General features: G+C 44.2%; 21 protein-coding genes. 13 read left to right on the top strand and 8 right to left on the bottom strand.

Annotation, left to right across the window (positions count from 1 at the left end):
* Window positions 1-39: 39 nt before the first annotated feature.
* A complete protein-coding gene (locus FIU99_RS17160; protein ID WP_019277010.1) occupies window positions 40-525 on the bottom strand; it encodes a DUF1097 domain-containing protein in 486 nt (161 codons plus the stop codon).
* Window positions 526-689: 164 nt separating this feature from the next.
* Complete coding sequence (locus tag FIU99_RS17155) at window positions 690-1,595, bottom strand: LysR substrate-binding domain-containing protein (RefSeq protein ID WP_006961032.1); 906 nt, start codon at window positions 1,593-1,595, stop codon at window positions 690-692.
* Window positions 1,596-1,820: 225 nt separating this feature from the next.
* On the opposite strand from FIU99_RS17155, the gene focA reads away from it, so the two are divergent.
* Complete coding sequence (gene focA / locus FIU99_RS17150) at window positions 1,821-3,275, top strand: formate transporter FocA (protein WP_152472422.1); 1,455 nt, start codon at window positions 1,821-1,823, stop codon at window positions 3,273-3,275.
* A gap of 85 nt (window positions 3,276-3,360) precedes the next feature.
* Here focA and FIU99_RS17145 read toward each other — a convergent pair whose 3' ends face one another.
* From FIU99_RS17145 to FIU99_RS17135, 3 genes are all read right to left on the bottom strand, one after another.
* On the bottom strand, window positions 3,361-3,930 hold the full coding sequence (locus tag FIU99_RS17145) for a YceI family protein (RefSeq protein ID WP_152472421.1): 570 nt from the start codon (window positions 3,928-3,930) through the stop codon (window positions 3,361-3,363).
* Window positions 3,927-4,466 carry a cytochrome b gene (locus tag FIU99_RS17140; protein WP_021457132.1) on the bottom strand — a complete coding sequence of 180 codons (540 nt, stop codon included), beginning with the start codon at window positions 4,464-4,466 and terminating at the stop codon, window positions 3,927-3,929. The genes FIU99_RS17145 and FIU99_RS17140 overlap by 4 nt, the downstream gene beginning before the upstream one ends.
* Before the next feature lie 162 nt (window positions 4,467-4,628).
* On the bottom strand, window positions 4,629-4,877 hold the full coding sequence (locus tag FIU99_RS17135; protein ID WP_021457133.1) for a DUF2164 domain-containing protein: 249 nt from the start codon (window positions 4,875-4,877) through the stop codon (window positions 4,629-4,631).
* 102 nt (window positions 4,878-4,979) lie between these two features.
* Here FIU99_RS17135 and FIU99_RS17130 point away from each other — a divergent pair, with 102 nt between their 5' ends.
* From FIU99_RS17130 to dcuC, 3 genes are all read left to right on the top strand, one after another.
* Window positions 4,980-5,615, top strand: a complete 636-nt coding sequence (locus FIU99_RS17130) for a hypothetical protein (protein ID WP_021457134.1) — start codon at window positions 4,980-4,982, stop codon at window positions 5,613-5,615.
* 91 nt (window positions 5,616-5,706) lie between these two features.
* Window positions 5,707-6,495: a lipase gene (locus FIU99_RS17125; RefSeq protein WP_031342936.1), complete on the top strand. Its 789-nt coding sequence runs from the start codon at window positions 5,707-5,709 to the stop codon at window positions 6,493-6,495.
* 410 nt (window positions 6,496-6,905) lie between these two features.
* Complete coding sequence (gene dcuC / locus FIU99_RS17120) at window positions 6,906-8,273, top strand: anaerobic C4-dicarboxylate transporter DcuC (protein WP_006961040.1); 1,368 nt, start codon at window positions 6,906-6,908, stop codon at window positions 8,271-8,273.
* 60 nt (window positions 8,274-8,333) lie between these two features.
* Here the strand turns inward: dcuC and FIU99_RS17115 are convergent, their stop codons facing one another.
* Window positions 8,334-8,966: a response regulator gene (locus FIU99_RS17115; protein ID WP_006961041.1), complete on the bottom strand. Its 633-nt coding sequence runs from the start codon at window positions 8,964-8,966 to the stop codon at window positions 8,334-8,336.
* Window positions 8,953-10,686 (bottom strand): nitrate/nitrite two-component system sensor histidine kinase NarQ, encoded by a 1,734-nt coding sequence (gene narQ, locus FIU99_RS17110; protein WP_040121646.1) that lies wholly within the window; start codon window positions 10,684-10,686, stop codon window positions 8,953-8,955. Before narQ ends, FIU99_RS17115 begins: the two co-directional genes overlap by 14 nt.
* A gap of 246 nt (window positions 10,687-10,932) precedes the next feature.
* Between narQ and napF the strand changes: the two genes are divergently transcribed.
* From napF to FIU99_RS17080, 6 genes are all read left to right on the top strand, one after another.
* A complete protein-coding gene (gene napF / locus FIU99_RS17105; protein ID WP_152472420.1) occupies window positions 10,933-11,412 on the top strand; it encodes a ferredoxin-type protein NapF in 480 nt (159 codons plus the stop codon).
* Between the two features lie 18 nt (window positions 11,413-11,430).
* Window positions 11,431-11,745 (top strand): chaperone NapD, encoded by a 315-nt coding sequence (locus tag FIU99_RS17100; RefSeq protein ID WP_006961044.1) that lies wholly within the window; start codon window positions 11,431-11,433, stop codon window positions 11,743-11,745.
* Window positions 11,742-14,231: a periplasmic nitrate reductase subunit alpha gene (gene napA, locus FIU99_RS17095; RefSeq protein ID WP_006961045.1), complete on the top strand. Its 2,490-nt coding sequence runs from the start codon at window positions 11,742-11,744 to the stop codon at window positions 14,229-14,231. The genes FIU99_RS17100 and napA overlap by 4 nt, the downstream gene beginning before the upstream one ends.
* Before the next feature lie 70 nt (window positions 14,232-14,301).
* Window positions 14,302-14,757: a nitrate reductase cytochrome c-type subunit gene (locus tag FIU99_RS17090; RefSeq protein ID WP_019276633.1), complete on the top strand. Its 456-nt coding sequence runs from the start codon at window positions 14,302-14,304 to the stop codon at window positions 14,755-14,757.
* Between the two features lie 29 nt (window positions 14,758-14,786).
* A complete protein-coding gene (locus FIU99_RS17085; RefSeq protein WP_006961047.1) occupies window positions 14,787-15,365 on the top strand; it encodes a NapC/NirT family cytochrome c in 579 nt (192 codons plus the stop codon).
* A gap of 12 nt (window positions 15,366-15,377) precedes the next feature.
* On the top strand, window positions 15,378-15,515 hold the full coding sequence (locus FIU99_RS17080; protein WP_006961048.1) for a TIGR02808 family protein: 138 nt from the start codon (window positions 15,378-15,380) through the stop codon (window positions 15,513-15,515).
* 87 nt (window positions 15,516-15,602) lie between these two features.
* Here FIU99_RS17080 and galE read toward each other — a convergent pair whose 3' ends face one another.
* Window positions 15,603-16,619 carry a UDP-glucose 4-epimerase GalE gene (gene galE, locus FIU99_RS17075; RefSeq protein WP_152472419.1) on the bottom strand — a complete coding sequence of 339 codons (1,017 nt, stop codon included), beginning with the start codon at window positions 16,617-16,619 and terminating at the stop codon, window positions 15,603-15,605.
* A gap of 243 nt (window positions 16,620-16,862) precedes the next feature.
* Between galE and FIU99_RS17070 the strand changes: the two genes are divergently transcribed.
* From FIU99_RS17070 to FIU99_RS17060, 3 genes are read left to right on the top strand one after another with little or no spacing between them, the layout of a single operon-like run.
* Window positions 16,863-17,597 carry a 5-oxoprolinase subunit PxpA gene (locus FIU99_RS17070; protein WP_152472418.1) on the top strand — a complete coding sequence of 245 codons (735 nt, stop codon included), beginning with the start codon at window positions 16,863-16,865 and terminating at the stop codon, window positions 17,595-17,597.
* A 16-nt stretch (window positions 17,598-17,613) separates the two neighbouring features.
* Window positions 17,614-18,321, top strand: coding sequence for an allophanate hydrolase subunit 1 (locus tag FIU99_RS17065; RefSeq protein WP_006961052.1), 708 nt, complete (start codon window positions 17,614-17,616; stop codon window positions 18,319-18,321).
* Window positions 18,321-19,250: a biotin-dependent carboxyltransferase family protein gene (locus FIU99_RS17060; RefSeq protein WP_006961054.1), complete on the top strand. Its 930-nt coding sequence runs from the start codon at window positions 18,321-18,323 to the stop codon at window positions 19,248-19,250. The genes FIU99_RS17065 and FIU99_RS17060 overlap by 1 nt, the downstream gene beginning before the upstream one ends.
* Window positions 19,251-19,281: the final 31 nt, after the last annotated feature.

The raw sequence follows: 19,281 nt of genomic DNA, 5'->3' as shown, positions 1-19,281 counted from the left end.
TCAAACATCAAACGATACTAATCAATCGGGGGTTCACAATCACGAACGAGTCGGTAACTCGCTGGTAGATTGTGTTTGAGATGACTTCTGATGCAGCCATAAGCCGCTTGCTTTCATCAAGTAACCAAACACGCCACCTAAGATCAACGAAGGTACAACAAGCTGCCAGTTACCATCTGCTGCGAAAGTCGCGCAAGAACCAATAAAAGTACCCGGTATATACCCAAGCCAGTTTTGCTTAGCCTGAATACACATCATAAATGCCACGATAGCAGTGATCACATAACCCAGAATTTCTAATGAAGCGTATTGAGAAGCGTGGATGATCACCATCGCCCAAAATACTCCTGTCATGTTGGTGACTAAGCTTTCAGCCAGACCTTTAAGGCCGCTGGTTGGAGACGCAAAATAGCTGGTGCAACCTAAGAAGCCAGCCCATGACAATAAGCCTAATGAGATGGCAATCCACCCCCATAGACCTGAAAGAATTCCCGTAGTTAATGAAATCGCGACAAGTGTGCTCATACCGCCTCGCTAAGTGTGCTTATACACACATCAAAAGTACAAGACGGCATGTTAAGGGTTAAGTAAAAGAAACAAAACGATCTTGATCACAATGAATAAGCAACAAAATGAAATATTAACAATATTTTGTGACGCAAACGTTATTTCAACAGATATTGAAAATATTAAAGTACCGAAGGCTTACCTTTCATCATTCTCAATCCCTCTCGTTTAATACACTCAACGAGGGGGTTTTCCACCATGTCAGCCCGCCATATAAACGATAATGTCCGCTCCATACTCAGTTCAGGGACGTTGAGCGCGACCAACTGCCCGTTCTCAATAAAACGTTCAACGTCAAGATACGGTAAACATGTCAGGTACTGGCCATGTTCCACCATACTACGCAATACGGGGACGTGCTCGTATTCACGCCAAACGTCTAAATCCTCAATTAAATGGTGAATGGAGCTATCAAAAATCTTGCGAGTACCACTACCGTGCTCTCTCAAAACCCACCTTGCCTGCTCTAGCTGTGCAAGGCTCACTGTTTCATGCCTTGCGAAAGGATGATGCGCGGCGGCAACAACGGTTAAATGGTCACGACACCAGACTTCCTGATGAAGCCGGTTATCATCGCAACGCCCTTCAATGATACCCAGATCATATTTGTAGTCTAAGACGCCTTGCATCACGCTATCGGTACTTTTGACTTTAAGAGAGATCCGCATCTCAGGAAATGAGTTATCAATAATACTGATGAGGTCTGGAACCAAATGTTCCGCAGGTGTTTGACTTGCACCGAGTTTGATGTGGCCACTCAATAGATGCTGTTCGTAAAAGCCCATCTCTATTTGTTGTGCATCCTGTAACAACCGCTTGGCTTTTGGCCTTAACCACATCCCCCAATGCGTTAACGCCATCTGCTTACCTTGGCGTTCGAACAGTGGTCGCCCTAGCATTTTTTCAAGCTGAGCCAGTGACATACTGGTTGCCGACTGCGTTAATGCCAGCTTATCTGCGGCCATACTAACACTCCCCATATCTGCAACTGCATCAAATACGGCAAGTTGTTTAAGAGAATATCTCATTAAGCTTCAATCCTTTGCTTAGAGAATAACAACGACTAAAAACGCTTATAAATAAGCAAGTTGTTTCATTTTACGTTGCTCTCAGTCCATATCAACAATTTTGATAAGGTTTTTAAATATTATCAATTTTACGTGTATTCCTGGACACCATAACCTGAATGGGCAGTGAGACATTTTCACTGCAATAACAGGAGGTAATCATGACTAATAAATTCGGGGGCGACGATGACACAACAAGCTCAGACGAATAATCTCTACTTCTCACCCAGTGAGATGATGGCAGAGGCGGAAAAATTCGCACTCAGTAAAGCCAATAAAACCAGCGGTATGACTTTGGGATTAGCAGTAATGGCTGGAGCCTTTATTGGGCTGGCTTTTCTGTTCTACATTACTGTCACTACAGGCAATACGGAATCTGGCTGGGGGCTAAGTAGACTCGCAGGAGGATTAGCGTTCAGCATGGGGCTGATTCTCATCGTTATCTGTGGTGGCGAGCTCTTTACCAGCTCTGTTCTGTCCAGCATTTCATGGGCGAACAAGCAAATCAGTTTCAGTAAAATGCTATCCATTTGGGGCAAGGTGTATATCGGCAACTTTGTCGGGGCAATGTTACTTCTGCTGATCGTATCCGCTGCGGGCTTATACCAAATGGACCATGGTCAATGGGGGCTAAACGCTCTCAACATTGCTCAACATAAATTGCACCACTCAACAGTCGAAGCTTTCTCACTCGGCGTGCTATGTAACTTATTAGTGTGCCTCGCTATCTGGCTCACATTCAGTAGTGCCAATGCTATGACTAAGGCGGTGATGACCATCATGCCCGTAGCGATGTTTGTGTCCAGTGGGTTCGAACACTGCGTCGCAAACATGTTTATGGTACCGCTTGGTCTCGTTATTCAAAACTTCGCACCTGAGGCCTTTTGGAGTCAAGTAGGCGCGACATCGACTCAATACAGTGATCTCAACATTTATCAATTTATTACTGCAAACCTCATCCCAGTAACCTTGGGCAATATTGTCGGCGGTGCAGTATTAGTCGGGCTTGCCAATTGGAGTATCTACCGTAGACCAAAACTCAAAGCGGCATCCATTTCCAGCATTACTACAAGCACTAACATTACGTCAGCTAAGGAAACCAACATGAACAATCTATTATTCGTTAAAGACATTATGAACAATGATCCGATCACTTTAACGCCTGAAATGAGCACTCCCGCGGCCATTGACACTTTGCTAGATAATCATGTGGTGAGTGCACCAGTTGTTGATGCAGAAGAACGCTTGATCGGCTTCTTTTCCGTTCACGATGTCATGGTCGATTTATGGTGTCAGGACTATATCCCGGTTGAAGGTCAAAAAGTCGTGGACTTGATGTCGAGAGATGTCATCGCTATCAGCGTGAACGACAAGTTAATTGATGTCGCAGAGTATCTTTGTATCGACAAAGAGCAACTATACCCAACATCCAGCATTGGAATAGCGACAACGTTTACATCACTCTCACTTGAGGAACGAGCGAAAAGCATCAAGGTTCACAAACCTCATGTATTACCGATTCTTAACAATGGAAAGTTCGTAGGAGTCGTAACAAGAGAAGATGTATTGAAGGCGTTACGCACTATTTATGGTAACAGGGTAACTATAGTAGACAACAGCACACAGCTTGAATCAGCCTAGCGCATTTTGGTCAGGAAATAAGTCGCTTGATCAAAAAGCCCCCGACGCAAGTTGGGGGCTCTTTTGTTGTCAAGCAGTAAATGGATTACTTCTTAATACCTTCTACATGAAGTTCCATATCAACGTAGCTAGATGCACCCATAACTGGAATATTGAAGTCTGCAAGCTCAAGGCGAGTAGAACCTAAGAAACCAGCGCGCTCACCACCCCAAGGGTCTTGACCAGCACCAATGAACTCAGCATCAATAGTAATCGGCTTAGTAACACCGTGTAGGTTTAAGTCACCGTTGACTTCAAGTTTGCCGTTTCCTTTATCGACAACACTTGTGCTTGTGAATGTTGCAGTAGAGTACTTCGACGCGTTAATAAAGTCTCCGCTGCGGATATGCTTATCACGCTCAGCGTGGTTTGAGTCCAAGCTCGTAGTATCAATTGTTACTTCTACTTTAGATGCACTAATGTTTGCAGGGTCGTAAGAAAAGTCACCTTCAAATGTGTTAAAACGACCTTTGATAAAACTGTAGCCTAAGTGACTTACTTTGAAGTTAACAGATGCGTGAGCACCTTTGTTGTCAATTACGTAGTCCGCTGCGCTTGCACCAAATGGCAATGCCATTGCCATAGCTAGTCCGGTAGCAAATAACGTTTTTTTCATTTCGAAGCTCCTATCATCTTGCGTAGCGTGTTGTCTTTGTTAATCACGTGATGTTTGATCGCAGCCAAAGCATGAACGGCTGCCATTAAAATAAGTGCCCAGGCGGCGTAAAAGTGAATCTCACCAGAAAGATCAGCTTGATTCTCAAATAAAGCGCCAAGCCCAGGAACAGTAAACCAGTTGAAGACGTCAATACCTCTGCCATCTTCGGTAGAAATAAGGTAACCGGAAGCAAAAAGTACAATCAAAACAAGGTACATAGCTAAGTGAACTAACTTTGCGCCGAGAATTTCATACGCTTTACCTTCAACTTTTGGAGAAGGTGTTGTGTGCTTCCAAACAAAGCGAAATAGCGTCAGAGCAGCAAGTAAGATACCCACTGATTTGTGCCAATGCGGAGCGGTTTTATACCATTCACTGTAATAAGTCAGGTCAACCATCCATAGCCCCACAGCAAACATGCCGATAATGACAATTGCTGATATCCAATGGATTCCCCGCGCTACAGGGTTGTAATTCTTTACTTCTGATCTCATTGCGCTAATTCCAAATGTTGAATACTTCTCTTTTTCAACGAGACTATCGTCTCCCCTATTTCTATAACAGATTATTTACCATTCTTTACATTCGGGAAACGGAGTGAATTTGATTAAGTCATTCAAAATTTTTGAAGGAACTTTTTCATCACCTTTAATAACTTAATACTCACTGACTTGTTCAATCTCATAAATCTCGTCAGCAATATCCATCATCTTTCGCTGCATAACCGTCTGTGCATCGGCTAGCCCCTTGTTATAGAATGCAGGACCAAATGCTTCTATTATGAAGTCCATCATAAATTCCGCATCAAACTGACCAATTTCTATATTTAGCTCATCTTCCAAATATCGCAATAAAGCAGATGACATCGCTTGTTTTTGTTGTGATGTAAATTCAATCTTGGACATAAACCCTTAACCATACTCAATATTTTTCGGACTAAGTGTAACTAAATAATACTTTCACATGCTAATCTTCATTGTGTAAATATCGACTTGTGGAGAGAAGTCTTGCTATTAGATGTGCTAATTCAGAGTGTGAATGAATTTCAGGCAGACTGTATGAAGCTGTGTGAAAAACATTATCCGACAATTCACAACAAAGGAATGAGTGAGCACCATCTGAGCTTGGCATTTTCTCGACGTCTATCCCGAACGTTGACCGAATTCGGCCACCACTGCGAATACGTAGCGCTAGAATCTCACTCAAATACGGAACAACCTCATCACTATAGAGTGACATCTGACGCTGGCACGGTTTGGATACTTTCTTCACATTTATTGAGTGCAGGAAGCAATTGTCGGCAGAAATTATTTAAAGCCGTAACAAACTGGCAAGAAGAATACGCTTTCGCTATTCAGCCCAATGATCTTTTGTTATTAATCAGCGATCATTGGATTTCTCGAAATAAGCAGAGCCGAGAGTTACTACATTGGTGGACTGGGCAATTACCTGATGAAATAGACCAATATAAGTTACAAGGGATCAGCTTATATGAAAGCGAGTCGCAACTCGCTTGTTCGTTAGAGCACCACTTTGGCTTAAGCCCCTATTTTGTTAAGTTCACCCACCCTCTTAGACGTTCAACGGATCAGCAGTTGGTTCGCAAGTATATTCAGCTCTACTCTGTCGTGCAGTTGAGCTAACCAACCTCACTCACTGGCACTGATTGTAGTGTCATCGCAATTTCACGTTCTTCGACCATACTCAAACAATGATTCGGTGCGTGAGCTAAGTGTGAAGAAACTAAAACGTTATCAATATGAACGTTACGCCGTTTTATGCAATCTGGCGTACTCTAGAGTCCTCAAACAGACACGATATGGTTTTGCACCTAACGGACAACGCGTTATTGCCAATCGATTTGGAAAACCTATGATGCGCGTGCTCTGGTCCAACGACAGCGAAGAAGTCATTGTGGTTATCAAAGGTTCCCACAATCCTTGGGACTGGATACTCAACCTTGCGTTGTGGAAACGAAGGTGCAAGCAACTTAATCTCAACTACGCCATTCACGCGGGCTACCACTACCTGATATTTCAAGAGAGTCTCCCACTGCATAAGAATGACAAGCTTGGTGCTAGCGTTTATGAGCAACTCTCTTCTGTCCTAGTCCCGCTCATTGAGCAGGGAAAACGTCTAACCTTTACCGGTCATTCTTCAGGAGGAGCGATAGGATGTGTGCTTGCGGATGCGTTTGAGAAACAGTTTCCAAAATCCATCAAACGCGTCGTCACCTTTGGTCAACCATCTATTGGTGGGTATGGATTTAAAAGTCACTATAAGCTCAGTCATAAAACGTATCGTATTTGCTGCGATCTCGATATTGTGACTTTTCTCCCTCCTTTACCTTTGTTTTACTGGCATGTCGGCAAGGTGCTTTGGCTCTATAATGGTCGTATTTATGAGAACACACCGACTTTGATGCGACTGGGCCGATCCATCGGATCCTGGCTAATTCGCCCGTTTTCATACCACTTAATGACCAAATATATTCGTAACAAAGATTTCTTTGACGAAAGATAGGACGGATAGCTCCTTACTTTGCAAGATATTAAAGTCTGGGAGATTGCATTAGGTGTTTGCGTTGTTAGAAGCAATTTATCTCACATAAGTAGAATGAAATAGTTTGTGCCTCCTCTCTGGTGCCAAGTACAACTGAGTGCTTTTATTGGCATTGCTACGCGCTTATTTAAGCCCATTATTTGATATTTTTATCATTTTTAAACATCCTCATATGTCTTTCAAACTATTAATAACATCTAAAACACCAATCCATTACAACATTATTCGCCAATATTAATGAGTCAATCCATTTATTGTTCTAGATCATCAGAAGTTTAACTAGCACTCGTGCTACAGCATAGTTTTATGTACATTCCTTGTCATAGTTTGAAACAGTTTTTATATAATTTTCATATCTTAAGGTGATATCTATGCTGGAGCTCTTCATTGGGTTAGTCGTCACTGTGGCGGTCGGCTATTTCATTGTTAAAGGTTACAAACCTGCGGGTGTACTTTTAACAGCAGGTGTTTTACTACTTATTCTTACAGGCCTCATTGGCCACACGGTTCTACCATCAAAAATAACCTCGACTGGCAATATGTTTACAGATGCCCTGGAGTACGTGAAATACATGCTCCAATATCGTGGTGGCGGTTTGGGTATGCAAATCATGTTGCTTTGTGGTTTTGCGTCTTACATGACACATATCGGTGCTAATAACGTCGTTGTTAAACAATTTTCTAAGCCTCTTTCTGTCATCAAATCACCTTACGTTCTGCTGGTTGCGGCTTATATCGTTGCGTGTCTCATGTCACTAGCAGTAAGTTCTGCCACTGGTTTGGGCGTTCTGTTGATGGCAACTCTATTCCCTATGATGGCGGCAATGGGTATCTCACGCCCAGCAGCAGTAGCGGTGTGTGCGTCACCAGCCGCGATCATTCTTTCCCCAACTTCGGGCGATGTAGTTATTGCTGCAGAAAAGTCAGGATTGGATTTGGATGTGTTTGCCGTTCAAACCGTTCTACCAGTGTCTATTTGCGCCATTATCGTCATGGCGGCAGCAGCTTTCTTTTGGAACAAATATCTGGATAAGAAAGATAACTCACCAATGGAACGCGTTGACGTTTCTGAAATCGAAGTTAATTCCCCGGCGTATTACGCTGTATTGCCGTTCCTACCTATCATCGGCGTTTTTCTGTTCAATGGACGCACCATTCCAGGCCTAAAACTGGACATCTATACCATTGTTGTTTTGTCGATTTTCATTGGTGCACTTGTCGACTTTGTCACTAAACGATTCAAAGGCAAGGAGACGCTAGAGGACTTAGAGTCTTGCTATCAGGGTATGGCAGATGCATTTAAGGGCGTGGTAATGCTGTTAGTTGCGGCTGGTGTATTCGCCCAAGGTCTGATGTCTATTGGAGCAATTGATAACCTACTTCATCTTGCTGAAACAGCGGGGGCTGGTGGTATTGCGCTCATGCTTATACTGACTGGTTTAACCGTTGCGGCAGCGATCGCGACCGGTTCGGGTAACGCGCCTTTCTATGCGTTTGTAGAGCTGGCACCTGCTCTAGCGGCAAAAATGGGGTTAAACCCGGCCTTTTTGATCATTCCGATGCTTCAGGCTTCAAACTTGGGCCGCACTGTTTCACCAGTGTCTGGTGTGGTAGTTGCGACATCAGGTATGGGTAAGATCAGCCCATTTGAAGTGGTAAAACGTACGTCAGTACCCGTTCTATGTGGCTTAATCACGGTTATTTTAGGAACGTTAGTCTTAGTTCCAATGTCAGCATAACCTAGACAAAAATAGTAAGGGCGCTCGTTGAGCGCCTTTTTTGATACTTTCTAAAACCAATTATTTTATTTCGCCGTAACGCTCAAGATACAAAACAGTTGCAGCGGTACGCGATGGAACCTTAAGTTTTTTTAGCAAGCTCTTCATGTGAACCTTCACTGTAGACTCTGAGATGAACAAGCTATCCGCGATTTGTTTGTTCCGATAGCCCTTCGCGACCTCTCTCAAAATCTGCATTTCGCGATCGGTAAGGTCGTCAAACACATCACTTATGTTTTCTCTTTCAGCCAAGTATTTAGCGACTTCTTTGCTATACGCTTTGTTACCTTGTAACGATGATTTCAACAGCTCGACCAACTCATCAGGCTCAGTGTCCTTGAGCAGGTAACCATCCGCGCCCGCCTTGACGATAGCTTCAATATCACCAGGGCTATCAGAGACTGTCAGGATAACAATGGTAGCGTCACACTCGTCAGCGCGCAGAGCATTGAGAGTATCTAGCCCGGACATGCCTTTCATATTGAGATCCAGTAAGATTAAGTCAGGCTTATGTTCGTGGTTTTGTGCGACTGCATCCGTACCATTGCTGGATTCAGCGACTACAGTGAACTCATCTTCAAAGCTTAATAGCTGATTAATACCTCTTCTCATTAGTGGATGGTCATCCACCAGCAATACTCTACACTCTGTCAATGTTATGTTCCTTAATCTTTGGATATTCTAATAAAATTTCACAGCCAGAATGTAAAGCAGTTATCACTTGTAACTGGCCATTCAGACGCGAAGCTCGCTCCTGCATAATGTTCAAACCATAGTGGTTTACTTTTTCAACACCCTTGTCAAAACCCACACCATTATCTTTCACTGACACGGTAACGGCGGTGTCGCTCTCGCAGCATCTAATTTCTATCGTTGAAGCTTGCGCATGCTTAATTGCATTGATGGTTGCTTCACGGATTAATTGCAACAAGTGCACTTGTTGGTTTGCATCTAATTCAATTGATGACAGTTCGTTAATCAGGACGATATTTGATTCCGTTTGTTCTCCCAGTTGCTCTGTCATCTCTTGCAAAGCGTTGCCGAAGCTACCCTCTCTGATTGTCAGCCGGAACGTCGTCAACAGCTCTCTGAGCTGAGTGTACGCGGAAGAAAGCCCAGTATCGAGTTCCAACAAGATCGGCTGAGTTTTTTCCAGTTGTTCAGACGCTGGCAATTTGCTCATACCACGCTTTAACAGAGAAACCTGAATTTTTAGATACGACAGTGCTTGAGCCAGTGAATCATGCAGTTCACGCGCTATCGTCGCCCTTTCTTCCATCAGCAATAATTGTTCAGCTTGTCTCTGGGCTTGATTATAGTAAATAGCGCGAGAAATTATCTGGACAAAGTTATCAATCAACGCAGGATCAGGACACGGAAGAACGACCTTCCAATACAAGGTGCCAAGCTCTTGGCCATCAAGGGATAATGTTTTCCGCTGGCAGTCTGAATCACAGCCTGAACATTCCTCACCTTCAGTGAGAGTCAGGGTTTTCTCACCTTTTTCTCTTATCTCTAATCTGACTGCCCTTATACCTTCAAGACTAGCAAGGTGCTGAAGTATCGCTTCAAAATTTTCTTGGGTGATCCTTGATGCGGTTAACTCCTGAGAAGAGTTATAAAGAACCTGAAGGGAATCATTCGCATGTTGAAGTTTCTGGGTTTTCTCATTGACTGCGTGCTCAAGACCACGGTAAAGCTTACCGAGATCCGCAGCCATATTATTAAAAGTACGGGTCAGAATACCCATTTCGTTATCGCTGGAGACATTGAGAGATACATCAAATGAGCGAGACTGTATCTGCTCGCTTGCCGTCACCAGGGCATTAAGAGGCTTAACGATTTGCTTGCGGATGTAATGAACGACAAAAATGCTGACAATCAGTATCCCACCTAAGCCCATACCGCCAGCCCAAGCCAGCTTGATCAACTTTTGTTCAGAGAAGCTTTGCAGTTTAAACACAAAGGCGTCTATTTGATTAACAAAACCTGCTACAAGAATGAGATAGCGTTCTCTGTCATGACTACCGAGTACTTCCTTGAGTTCATGCCATCGGATAATCAAACGGTAATAGTCGTGCGTTATGTCTTCAGGAACTGTCCAGCTTTGAAGCGCTTTCATGGAAGGTGAGTAGATCGAGCGCTCAAACATCTCTATATGCGCCGCATAGTCGACTGACATGATCTGAATGTCGTGCGCTAGCCGGTAGCTTTGCATGCGCATCGAACCTGCAACGTTCACCGCTTCCGCGTCATTTAAACTCGACGCTAAGGTAATGATCGCAAAGCTAGTTGTTGCTATCGATAACGACAAAATGAGCACCATCGCTTTCGCAATCGTACTCGTCACCGATTTCTTCACACTTTTAAACACTCACTCTCCTGCACACGCCTTTTGGCGCCATATCACTATTTATAGTTTTATATATTGACGAAGACAATATCTGATCAAATGTTCCGGAATTTATTGATCTAAAACAAGAAGCACCTCTATTTAACCCCTAAGGGGTATTTATACAAATATGTCAAAAACTACAATTTGTGTGAGGTTAAATGACAAATTATTAATAAGAAATGTGAGCTATGGTTAGTTTAGGTTTCATCAACTTTAGGTAGCGTAGTGGTCGACCTTTCAAAAAGACGTTTTTTCTCAAGAAAGAAGCTGGAAGATAACGAACTGTATCTGCCTTGGCTATCGCAGCCTGCTTTTTTCACTGACCAGTGCACTAGATGTGGCAAGTGCGTAGACGCTTGCGAAACTCAAATCATAGTCAAAGGGGATGGCGGCTTTCCTCAAGTCGATTTTGCTGTCGATGAATGCACCTTTTGTTATCAATGTGCAGACGCTTGTCCTGAACCCTTGTTTAACCCAAAAACTGAGCAACCTTGGGGAGCGAAAGCTACTATTAACGAGGGCTGTTTAGCAAAACAAAACGTTGATTGCCGTACTTGTGGCGATATGTGCGAGCCCATGGCAATCACATTCAAATTAGAAGTTGGCAAAGTAGCACAACCCATTTTAAACCTTGATGAGTGTAACGGCTGTGGCGCATGTGTTTCTGTGTGCCCTACTTCATCCATCAATGTGAGCAATTTTTAATAAGAACGGAAGATATCTATGTCACTTAACGAAGTGCATATTTCTAGCTTAGTGGTACACGTGTCACCTGAGCACCTGACTGAGATTAAGTCTCAGATTGAAGCATTCAGTAATGCCGAGATCTACGGTGATAGTCCGGAAGGAAAAATTGTCGTGGTTCTGGAAACCGAAAACCAGGGATTCATTACTGACACCATCGAAGCTATTAACAACTTACCGAACGTTTTGAGCACAGTACTGGTTTATCACCAAATCGAGACTGAGCTGGAAGAAGACGAATCAAAAAATAAAAACACTGGAACTCAATATTCCCAAACCGAGGGTGAAGTATGAAGATGACAAGACGTGCGTTTGTGAAAGCAAACGCAGCAGCATCAGCAGCAGCGGTCGCAGGTATCACTCTACCAGCTTCTGCTACCAACCTGATTGCTAGCTCAGACCAAACAAAAATCACATGGGACAAAGCACCTTGTCGTTTCTGTGGTACTGGCTGTTCCGTTCTTGTAGGTACACAAAACGGCAAAGTGGTAGCCACTCAAGGTGACCCAGAAGCGCCTGTTAACAAAGGCCTTAACTGTATCAAGGGTTACTTCTTATCGAAGATCATGTACGGACAAGACCGTCTGACTCAGCCGTTACTTCGTATGAAAGATGGTAAGTTCCATAAGGATGGTGACTTCGCTCCAGTTTCGTGGGATGTAGCATTCGATGTCATGGCCGAAAAATGGAAAGAAGCACTGAAAAAACAAGGCCCTTCTGGTGTTGGCATGTTCGGTTCCGGTCAGTGGACTGTAATGGAAGGCTACGCTGCCGCTAAGATGATGAAAGCCGGTTTCCGTTCAAACAATATCGATCCAAACGCACGTCACTGTATGGCTTCTGCTGTTGGTGCGTTTATGCGTACATTTGGTATTGATGAGCCTATGGGCTGTTACGATGACTTCGAGAACGCAGACTCTTTCGTTCTTTGGGGTTCAAACATGGCAGAAATGCACCCTGTTTTATGGACTCGTATCACTGACCGTCGTCTAAGCCACCCACATGTTAAAGTGAATGTACTGTCTACGTACTATCACCGTTCTTTTGAGCTAGCAGACAAAGGTTACATTTTCGAGCCACAATCTGATCTGGCTATTGCTAACTTTATCGCAAACTACATCATTGAAACTGATGCGGTTAACTGGGATTTTGTTAACAAGCACACCAATTTCAAACAGGCTGCGACCGACATTGGCTACGGTCTGCGTGATGATGATCCATTGCAGATGGCGGCTGCTAATCCGAACTCAGGCAAAATGTCTTCAATTTCATTTGAAGAGTACAAAAAGTCTGTAGCGCCGTATACGGTAGAAAAAGCTTCTGAAATGTCAGGTGTTTCTGAAGAGAAACTGATTGAGTTAGCGAAACAATATGCGGATCCAGACACTAAAGTAATGTCTTTATGGACTATGGGTATGAACCAACATACTCGTGGTGTCTGGATGAACAGTCTGATTTACAATATTCACCTTCTAACCGGTAAAATCGCAACACCAGGTAATAGCCCATTCTCTCTAACAGGCCAACCTTCAGCGTGTGGTACAGCTCGTGAAGTGGGTACTTTTGCACACCGCCTACCTGCAGACATGGTGGTTGCAAATCCTAAGCACCGTAAGATTGCAGAAGGTATCTGGAACATTCCAGATGGCGTAATTCCCCCTAAACCGGGCTATCACGCAGTCGTTCAAGACCGCATGCTTCGCGACGGCAAACTTAATGCTTACTGGGTAATGTGTAACAACAACATGCAAGCAGGTCCGAACATCAACGGTGAGCGTTTACCGGGCTACCGTAACCCAGAAAACTTCATCGTTTGCTCTGACCCATACCCAACAGCAACAGCACAAGCAGCAGACCTTGTTCTTCCAACAGCAATGTGGATTGAAAAAGAAGGTGCTTATGGTAACGCAGAGCGTCGTACACAAGCTTGGTACCAACAAGTGGATACCGTCGGCGAAGCGAAGTCTGACCTTTGGCAGGTGATGGAATTCTCAAAACGCTTCAAGATGGAAGAAGTGTGGACGGAAGAGCAACTAGCAAAAGCACCGCAGTACCGTGGAAAAACCATGTACGACATGCTGTTTGCTAACGGCGTAATCAATAAATTCCCTATTGAAGAAGCTCGTGAGTTGAACGACGATGCTCACCACTTCGGTTATTACGTACAAAAAGGCCTATTCGAAGAGTACGCGGCCTTTGGTCGAGGACACGGACACGATTTAGCACCGTATGATGTTTATCACCAAGTTCGCGGTTTACGCTGGCCTGTTGTTGATGGCAAAGAGACACTTTGGCGCTACAAAGAAGGTTCAGATCCTTATGCGAAAGCAGGAAGTGGCTGGGACTTCTATGGTAAACCCGATGGTAAAGCACTGATTATCTCTGCTCCATACGAAGCGCCACCAGAAGTGCCAGATTCAGAGTTCGATCTCTGGCTATGTACGGGCCGTGTACTTGAGCACTGGCACACAGGAACGATGACACGCCGCGTTCCAGAGCTTTACAAAGCTGTTCCTGATGCCGTGTGCTACATGCACCCTGAAGATGCAAAAGCTCGCGGAGTACGTCGAGGCGAAGAGGTGCTTATCGCCAACAAACGCGGTGAAGTACGTGTTCGTGTTGAAACACGTGGTCGTAACCGCCCACCTAAAGGCTTGGTATTTGTACCATTCTTTGATGCACGCATCCTGATCAACAAGTTGATCCTTGACGCGACGGACCCTCTGTCTAAACAGACCGACTTCAAGAAGTGTCCTGTCAAGATCACCAAAGTTGCATAAACCAGAAAGCGTCGGTCGCTCTTACGGGCGACCGCAGATAAGAATTTAGCCATAAGGCGGAGAATGTAAGATGAAAAAATTACTTATTGCACTGTTATCTGTTGGTGCTTTAGTCAGCGGTTTTGCAGTAGCTGAACTTGAAAACCCAGGTGGTATTGGTGGTCTTGAATCACTACGCGGTGTTAGTGAACTAGAAGCAACTCGCCCTGCTGATGATTTCAAGAAATACCCTCGCGAACAGGCGCTTGATAGCAGCTATGTTTATCAACCACCTTTGATTCCTCATAACATTCGTGGTTACGAAGTCTCATTGAACGCAAATAAATGTCTTTCATGCCACAGCTGGAAGAATGCCAAAGAGATGGGTGCAACGAAGATTAGTGTAACTCACTATGTAAACCGTGAAGATGCAGTTCTGGCGGATATGTCTCCTCGTCGTTACTTCTGTCTTCAATGTCATGTTCCTCAAGCAAATGCTCAGCCTTTAATTGAGAACGACTTCAAGAGTGTTGATTCACTTAAGTAAGTACTACGTGAGTAAGTAAGAGGCTATCTATGAAATTATTGAAAGCGTTTTGGAAGAGACTAGCATCCCCAAGTAAAACAGCCGTTGGTGTCGTTTTATTTATGGGCTTTGCTGGTGGCCTTCTGTTTTGGGGCGCATTTAACACGGGTATGGAAGCAACCAACACAGAGGAATTTTGTTCTGGTTGTCATGCCCCTATTGTCGCAGAAATTCAAGAAACGATTCACTACTCTAATCGCTCTGGTGTGCGAGCTATTTGTTCAGACTGTCACGTTCCACATGAGTGGACAGACAAGATCGTTCGTAAAGTACAGGCATCTAAAGAGCTGTTTGCACATTACGTGCTGAGAACTATTGATACTCCGGAAAAATTCAAAGAACGCAGAGCTCACTTGGCCGAACGGGAATGGGCTCGATTCAAAAAGAATGACTCTTTAGAGTGTCGAAACTGCCACGAGTTCGAATATATGGATTTTTCAGAACAAGGCGCACGTAGTGCTAAACAACACTCCACAGCTCTGGCTTCAGGTGAAAAAACTTGTGTAGACTGTCATAAAGGCATTGCTCACAAACTTCCTGACATGCATGGCGTTGAAGGCTGGCAATAGGAGCACTAATACATGAGTACTTTAGAATCAGTTATCTGGCATATCTTGGGCTACGGCGCGATGCCTTTTATTATCTTGTCTGGCTTTGCCGTTGTCGCCGCAATCTCTGTCTGGCTACTCTCGCTGGGCAAAGATAAAGAGGTGGATTAACCTCATCCGCATTGTCAATTTTGCCTATTTTGTATAATGCGTAAAAAAGCCACCGCTTGCGGTGGCTTTCTTCTTTGTAACGATAAGTTATGCGTCTGGATACCCTTGAGGATTATTGGACTGCCAACGCCACGTATCAGTTGTCATTTCTTCCAATGTACGATCCGCTTTCCACTCCAAATCACGCATTGCTTTGGAAGGGTCTGCCCAACATTCAGCGATATCACCAGGACGACGTTCGACGATTTGATAAGGCACCTGCTTACCAGATGCCAACTCAAAGGCTTTAACCATATCTAGGACACTGTAACCGTTACCAGTGCCTAAGTTGTAGACATGCAAACCCTCTTTCTGACCGACTTTCTTTAGCGCCGCTACGTGGCCATCTGCAAGATCCATCACGTGAATGTAATCACGAACTCCCGTCCCGTCTTTAGTTGGGTAATCATCACCAAACACAGACAAACATTCACGTCGACCAACCGCTACCTGAGAAACAAAAGGCATTAGGTTATTTGGGATACCCTGAGGATCTTCACCTAAATGACCTGATGGATGTGAGCCTACTGGGTTGAAATATCGAAGTAACGTAACGCTCCAGTCTGGGTTCGCTTTCTGAAAATCCGTCAGGCACTCTTCCACCATTAACTTACTCCGACCATATGGGTTCGTCGCGCTGGTAGGGAAATCTTCAGTAATTGGCACACTTGCAGGGTCACCATAAACAGTAGCGGAAGATGAAAAGACAATAGACTTGACGCCAACTTCACGCATAGCATCGACAAGTACCAACGTACCATTAACGTTGTTATCGTAATATTCGAGTGGCTTCTCTACTGACTCACCTACAGCTTTTAAACCAGCAAAGTGGATCACAGCGTTGATCTGATGCGCTTTCATTACCGCTACAAGCGCCTGCTTGTCACGAATATCCCCTTCGATGAAGGATGGCGCCACACCTGTGACTTGTTCTACTCTTTTGAGAACACTCTTTTTACTGTTGTATAGGTTGTCGAAAATTACAGGTGTCATCTCTGCTTCGATCATTTGTATACATGTATGGCTGCCTATGTAGCCCATACCGCCTGTAACCAGTACGTTCATATCCCTAACCTTCTGATAAGTTTGGTGCAAATACTAACGAATCTTCATGTTAAAACATAGCTTATTAATGAGAATCAAACTGCTAATTCCGCCCCTAGACGCCTTAGGCGAACCATAAGAACAAGATGCTTACAATAAAAGTAATAAATAGGCTTAGCGTTGGCAAAATAATGAAATAGATCATTGATTGTTTGTTATTTTTATAACATGTTGACTCAATAGATGAATGTTGGAATGGATTCAATGACAAAGCGTTCTATTACACTGAATTGCGATATGGGTGAAAGCTTTGGCTCTTGGCGTATGGGCAACGATGAAGCGGTCATGCCTTGGGTAGACATGGCAAACATTGCTTGCGGGTTTCACGCCTCCGATCCTCAGATTATGTCCAATACGATTAAACTGGCAATTGAGCATGACACTCAAATAGGTGCTCATCCGAGCTACCCAGATTTACAAGGCTTTGGTCGACGTTCCATTCCGATGTCGACAGAAGAAATAACCAATATGCTTATCTACCAGGTAGGCGCGCTTAAATCCTTAGCAGAAAGCCATAACGCGCAAATTGGCTACGTTAAGCCACATGGTGCTCTATACAATGACATGATGCGAGATATCTCAATATTTGATGCGGTTGCAGATGCTGTATCGTGTTTTGATGTGCCACTTATGATGCTGGCCATTAATGACAGCGAAAAACATTTGGATATTGCTGACAAGTATGAACTTCCTGTTCTATTCGAAGCATTTGCCGATCGCGCCTATCTATCAAATGGTTCATTGTCTCCGCGTTCAATGCCTGGTTCCGTGTTGTATAAAGAAGAAGATATACTCGATCAAATCAAACAGATTGTGCACTACGGAAAAGTGAGAACCATTGACGGCTTTTTAATCCCTATTGAAGCTGACACGATTTGTGTTCATGGCGACAACGAGCACGCGATTAAAATGATTCAGAAAATACGAAACGTCCTTTAGCGTAAGGAGATCATGAGTGAATATCGAAACATCTGTAGATCCCGTTGCTGAATGTTCAATACTCATCCATTTTGAGGCAGAACCAAGCCACAAGTTATCTCTCTTGATTGGAGAGATAAGCCAGTATCTGAGTAATCAACTTGGGGCCATGATAATGAACGTGACCCCTTCGTTTGATTCAATCCTGATTGACTACCTTCCTCATCGAGTCTCAATATTCGAATTTGTGCCTTATTTGGAAAAACTGGTAACAGAAGCCATTAAAGCGCTTCCTGATGATACTGACTCACAACACATCGAACTGCCCGTCTATTATCATGACGATGTCGGCCCAGATTTAGCTTATTACTACGATCAAGGGCTAAAGCTCGACGATGTGATTGAACTGCATTGCGCTCAGGAATACACGGTAGGAGCCATTGGTTTTGCACCAGGCTTTGCGTTTTTAACTTCGGTAAATGAGTCACTGCGCTTACCTAGAAAGTCTTCACCAAGAGTTAAGTTGCCAAAAGGCAGTGTCGGTATCGCCAATTCCAATACAGCTATCTACCCCGCAGAGTCTCCCGGTGGCTGGAATATTATTGGTAACTGTCCAGTAAATCTCTACACACCAGACAGCTCGCCAATATTGCCCTTCTCTATTGGCACCAAAGTTCGTTTTAAACCAATTTCCGGTGATGAGTTTCTTCGTTTAGGCGGACGTATCGCCAAGGGGTGGCAGTGATGAATAGCAATGCAATTACTGTAATTAAACCCGGCCAGCAAACGCTCATCCAAGATTTTGGGCGATTCGGATTGGCTCACTTTGGTATTACACAAGGTGGCCCTGTCGATGACTATGCCTATAGCTGGGCGAATCACCTTTTAGGCAATACCACTAATTGTCCTTCCTTAGAGATTACTCTTGGTCAGGCCGAATTTCTCATTCACTCAAAATGCGAAATGGCCATCACTGGTGGAGACCTTAATGCCCGCCTTGACGGTGTAGCGATTGAAAATTGGTCTACGTTTGTTGCACGCCAGGGGCAAACTCTGACCTTTTCTTTGCCAAAGAACGGGTTAAGGAGTTATCTCGCCGTAAAAGGCGGTTTTAAGGTTAAAACTCAACTGGGTAGCTGCGCCACCGTCACTAGAGATCAACTCGGGGGCACTCAGTCAGGCCAGCCAGTACAAGCAGGTGAAGTCATTGGTTTCGAGCCTCATGAGGTGAGGGAAAAATCACTGCAAATGACTTTCCGTTATAAGCCAGACTACGACTTACCGCTTGAGCTACGCGTTATTGAAGGCTATCAAGTGGTTGATTTTTCACAAGATGCAATAAACTCCCTCTACAAACAGGAATTTACTGTCAGTCAGTTGGTAGACCGGATGGGCTATCGACTATGTGATGCGAAAATCAGCCCGCCTAACAAAGAATATCTCAGCGAAGGCATTGCGCTTGGCGCAATTCAGATCCCGCCTAATGGGGAACCCATCATTCTACTTAATGACAGACAAACGATTGGTGGCTACCCCAAGATTGGTTGCGTTGCGCGCATTGACCTGCCCAGACTCGCTCAAGCCAAGCCAGGACAGAAAGTTCGCTTTGTCAGAGGTGATCTATTGGGGTTGCAAGATGTTTGGTGCCAATGGGCAAGATTCTTTGGCTACTAACCGATAATAATGAAAAAGCTCCCAATTTCGG

Origin of the sequence: Vibrio sp. THAF64, from assembly GCF_009363455.1 — a bacterium.
GTDB classification, from domain to species: domain Bacteria; phylum Pseudomonadota; class Gammaproteobacteria; order Enterobacterales; family Vibrionaceae; genus Vibrio; species Vibrio coralliilyticus.
Note: the sequence above shows the minus strand (reverse complement) of the source record. Positions and strands in the feature narration are given on the sequence as shown.

Bases quoted from the DNA above. Each gene is read 5' to 3' on its own strand.
- FIU99_RS17085 (WP_006961047.1), top strand. From the start codon at position 14,787: ATGAAATTATTGAAAGCGTTTTGGAAGAGACTAGCATCCCCAAGTAAA.
- FIU99_RS17060 (WP_006961054.1), top strand. From the start codon at position 18,321: ATGAATAGCAATGCAATTACTGTAATTAAACCCGGCCAGCAAACGCTC.
- FIU99_RS17145 (WP_152472421.1), bottom strand. From the start codon at position 3,930: ATGAAAAAAACGTTATTTGCTACCGGACTAGCTATGGCAATGGCATTG.
- FIU99_RS17070 (WP_152472418.1), top strand. From the start codon at position 16,863: ATGACAAAGCGTTCTATTACACTGAATTGCGATATGGGTGAAAGCTTT.
- FIU99_RS17135 (WP_021457133.1), bottom strand. From the start codon at position 4,877: ATGTCCAAGATTGAATTTACATCACAACAAAAACAAGCGATGTCATCT.
- napA (WP_006961045.1), top strand. From the start codon at position 11,742: ATGAAGATGACAAGACGTGCGTTTGTGAAAGCAAACGCAGCAGCATCA.
- galE (WP_152472419.1), bottom strand. From the start codon at position 16,619: ATGAACGTACTGGTTACAGGCGGTATGGGCTACATAGGCAGCCATACA.
- FIU99_RS17090 (WP_019276633.1), top strand. From the start codon at position 14,302: ATGAAAAAATTACTTATTGCACTGTTATCTGTTGGTGCTTTAGTCAGC.
- FIU99_RS17160 (WP_019277010.1), bottom strand. From the start codon at position 525: ATGAGCACACTTGTCGCGATTTCATTAACTACGGGAATTCTTTCAGGT.
- dcuC (WP_006961040.1), top strand. From the start codon at position 6,906: ATGCTGGAGCTCTTCATTGGGTTAGTCGTCACTGTGGCGGTCGGCTAT.
- FIU99_RS17140 (WP_021457132.1), bottom strand. From the start codon at position 4,466: ATGAGATCAGAAGTAAAGAATTACAACCCTGTAGCGCGGGGAATCCAT.
- FIU99_RS17100 (WP_006961044.1), top strand. From the start codon at position 11,431: ATGTCACTTAACGAAGTGCATATTTCTAGCTTAGTGGTACACGTGTCA.
- FIU99_RS17080 (WP_006961048.1), top strand. From the start codon at position 15,378: ATGAGTACTTTAGAATCAGTTATCTGGCATATCTTGGGCTACGGCGCG.
- focA (WP_152472422.1), top strand. From the start codon at position 1,821: ATGACACAACAAGCTCAGACGAATAATCTCTACTTCTCACCCAGTGAG.
- FIU99_RS17155 (WP_006961032.1), bottom strand. From the start codon at position 1,595: ATGAGATATTCTCTTAAACAACTTGCCGTATTTGATGCAGTTGCAGAT.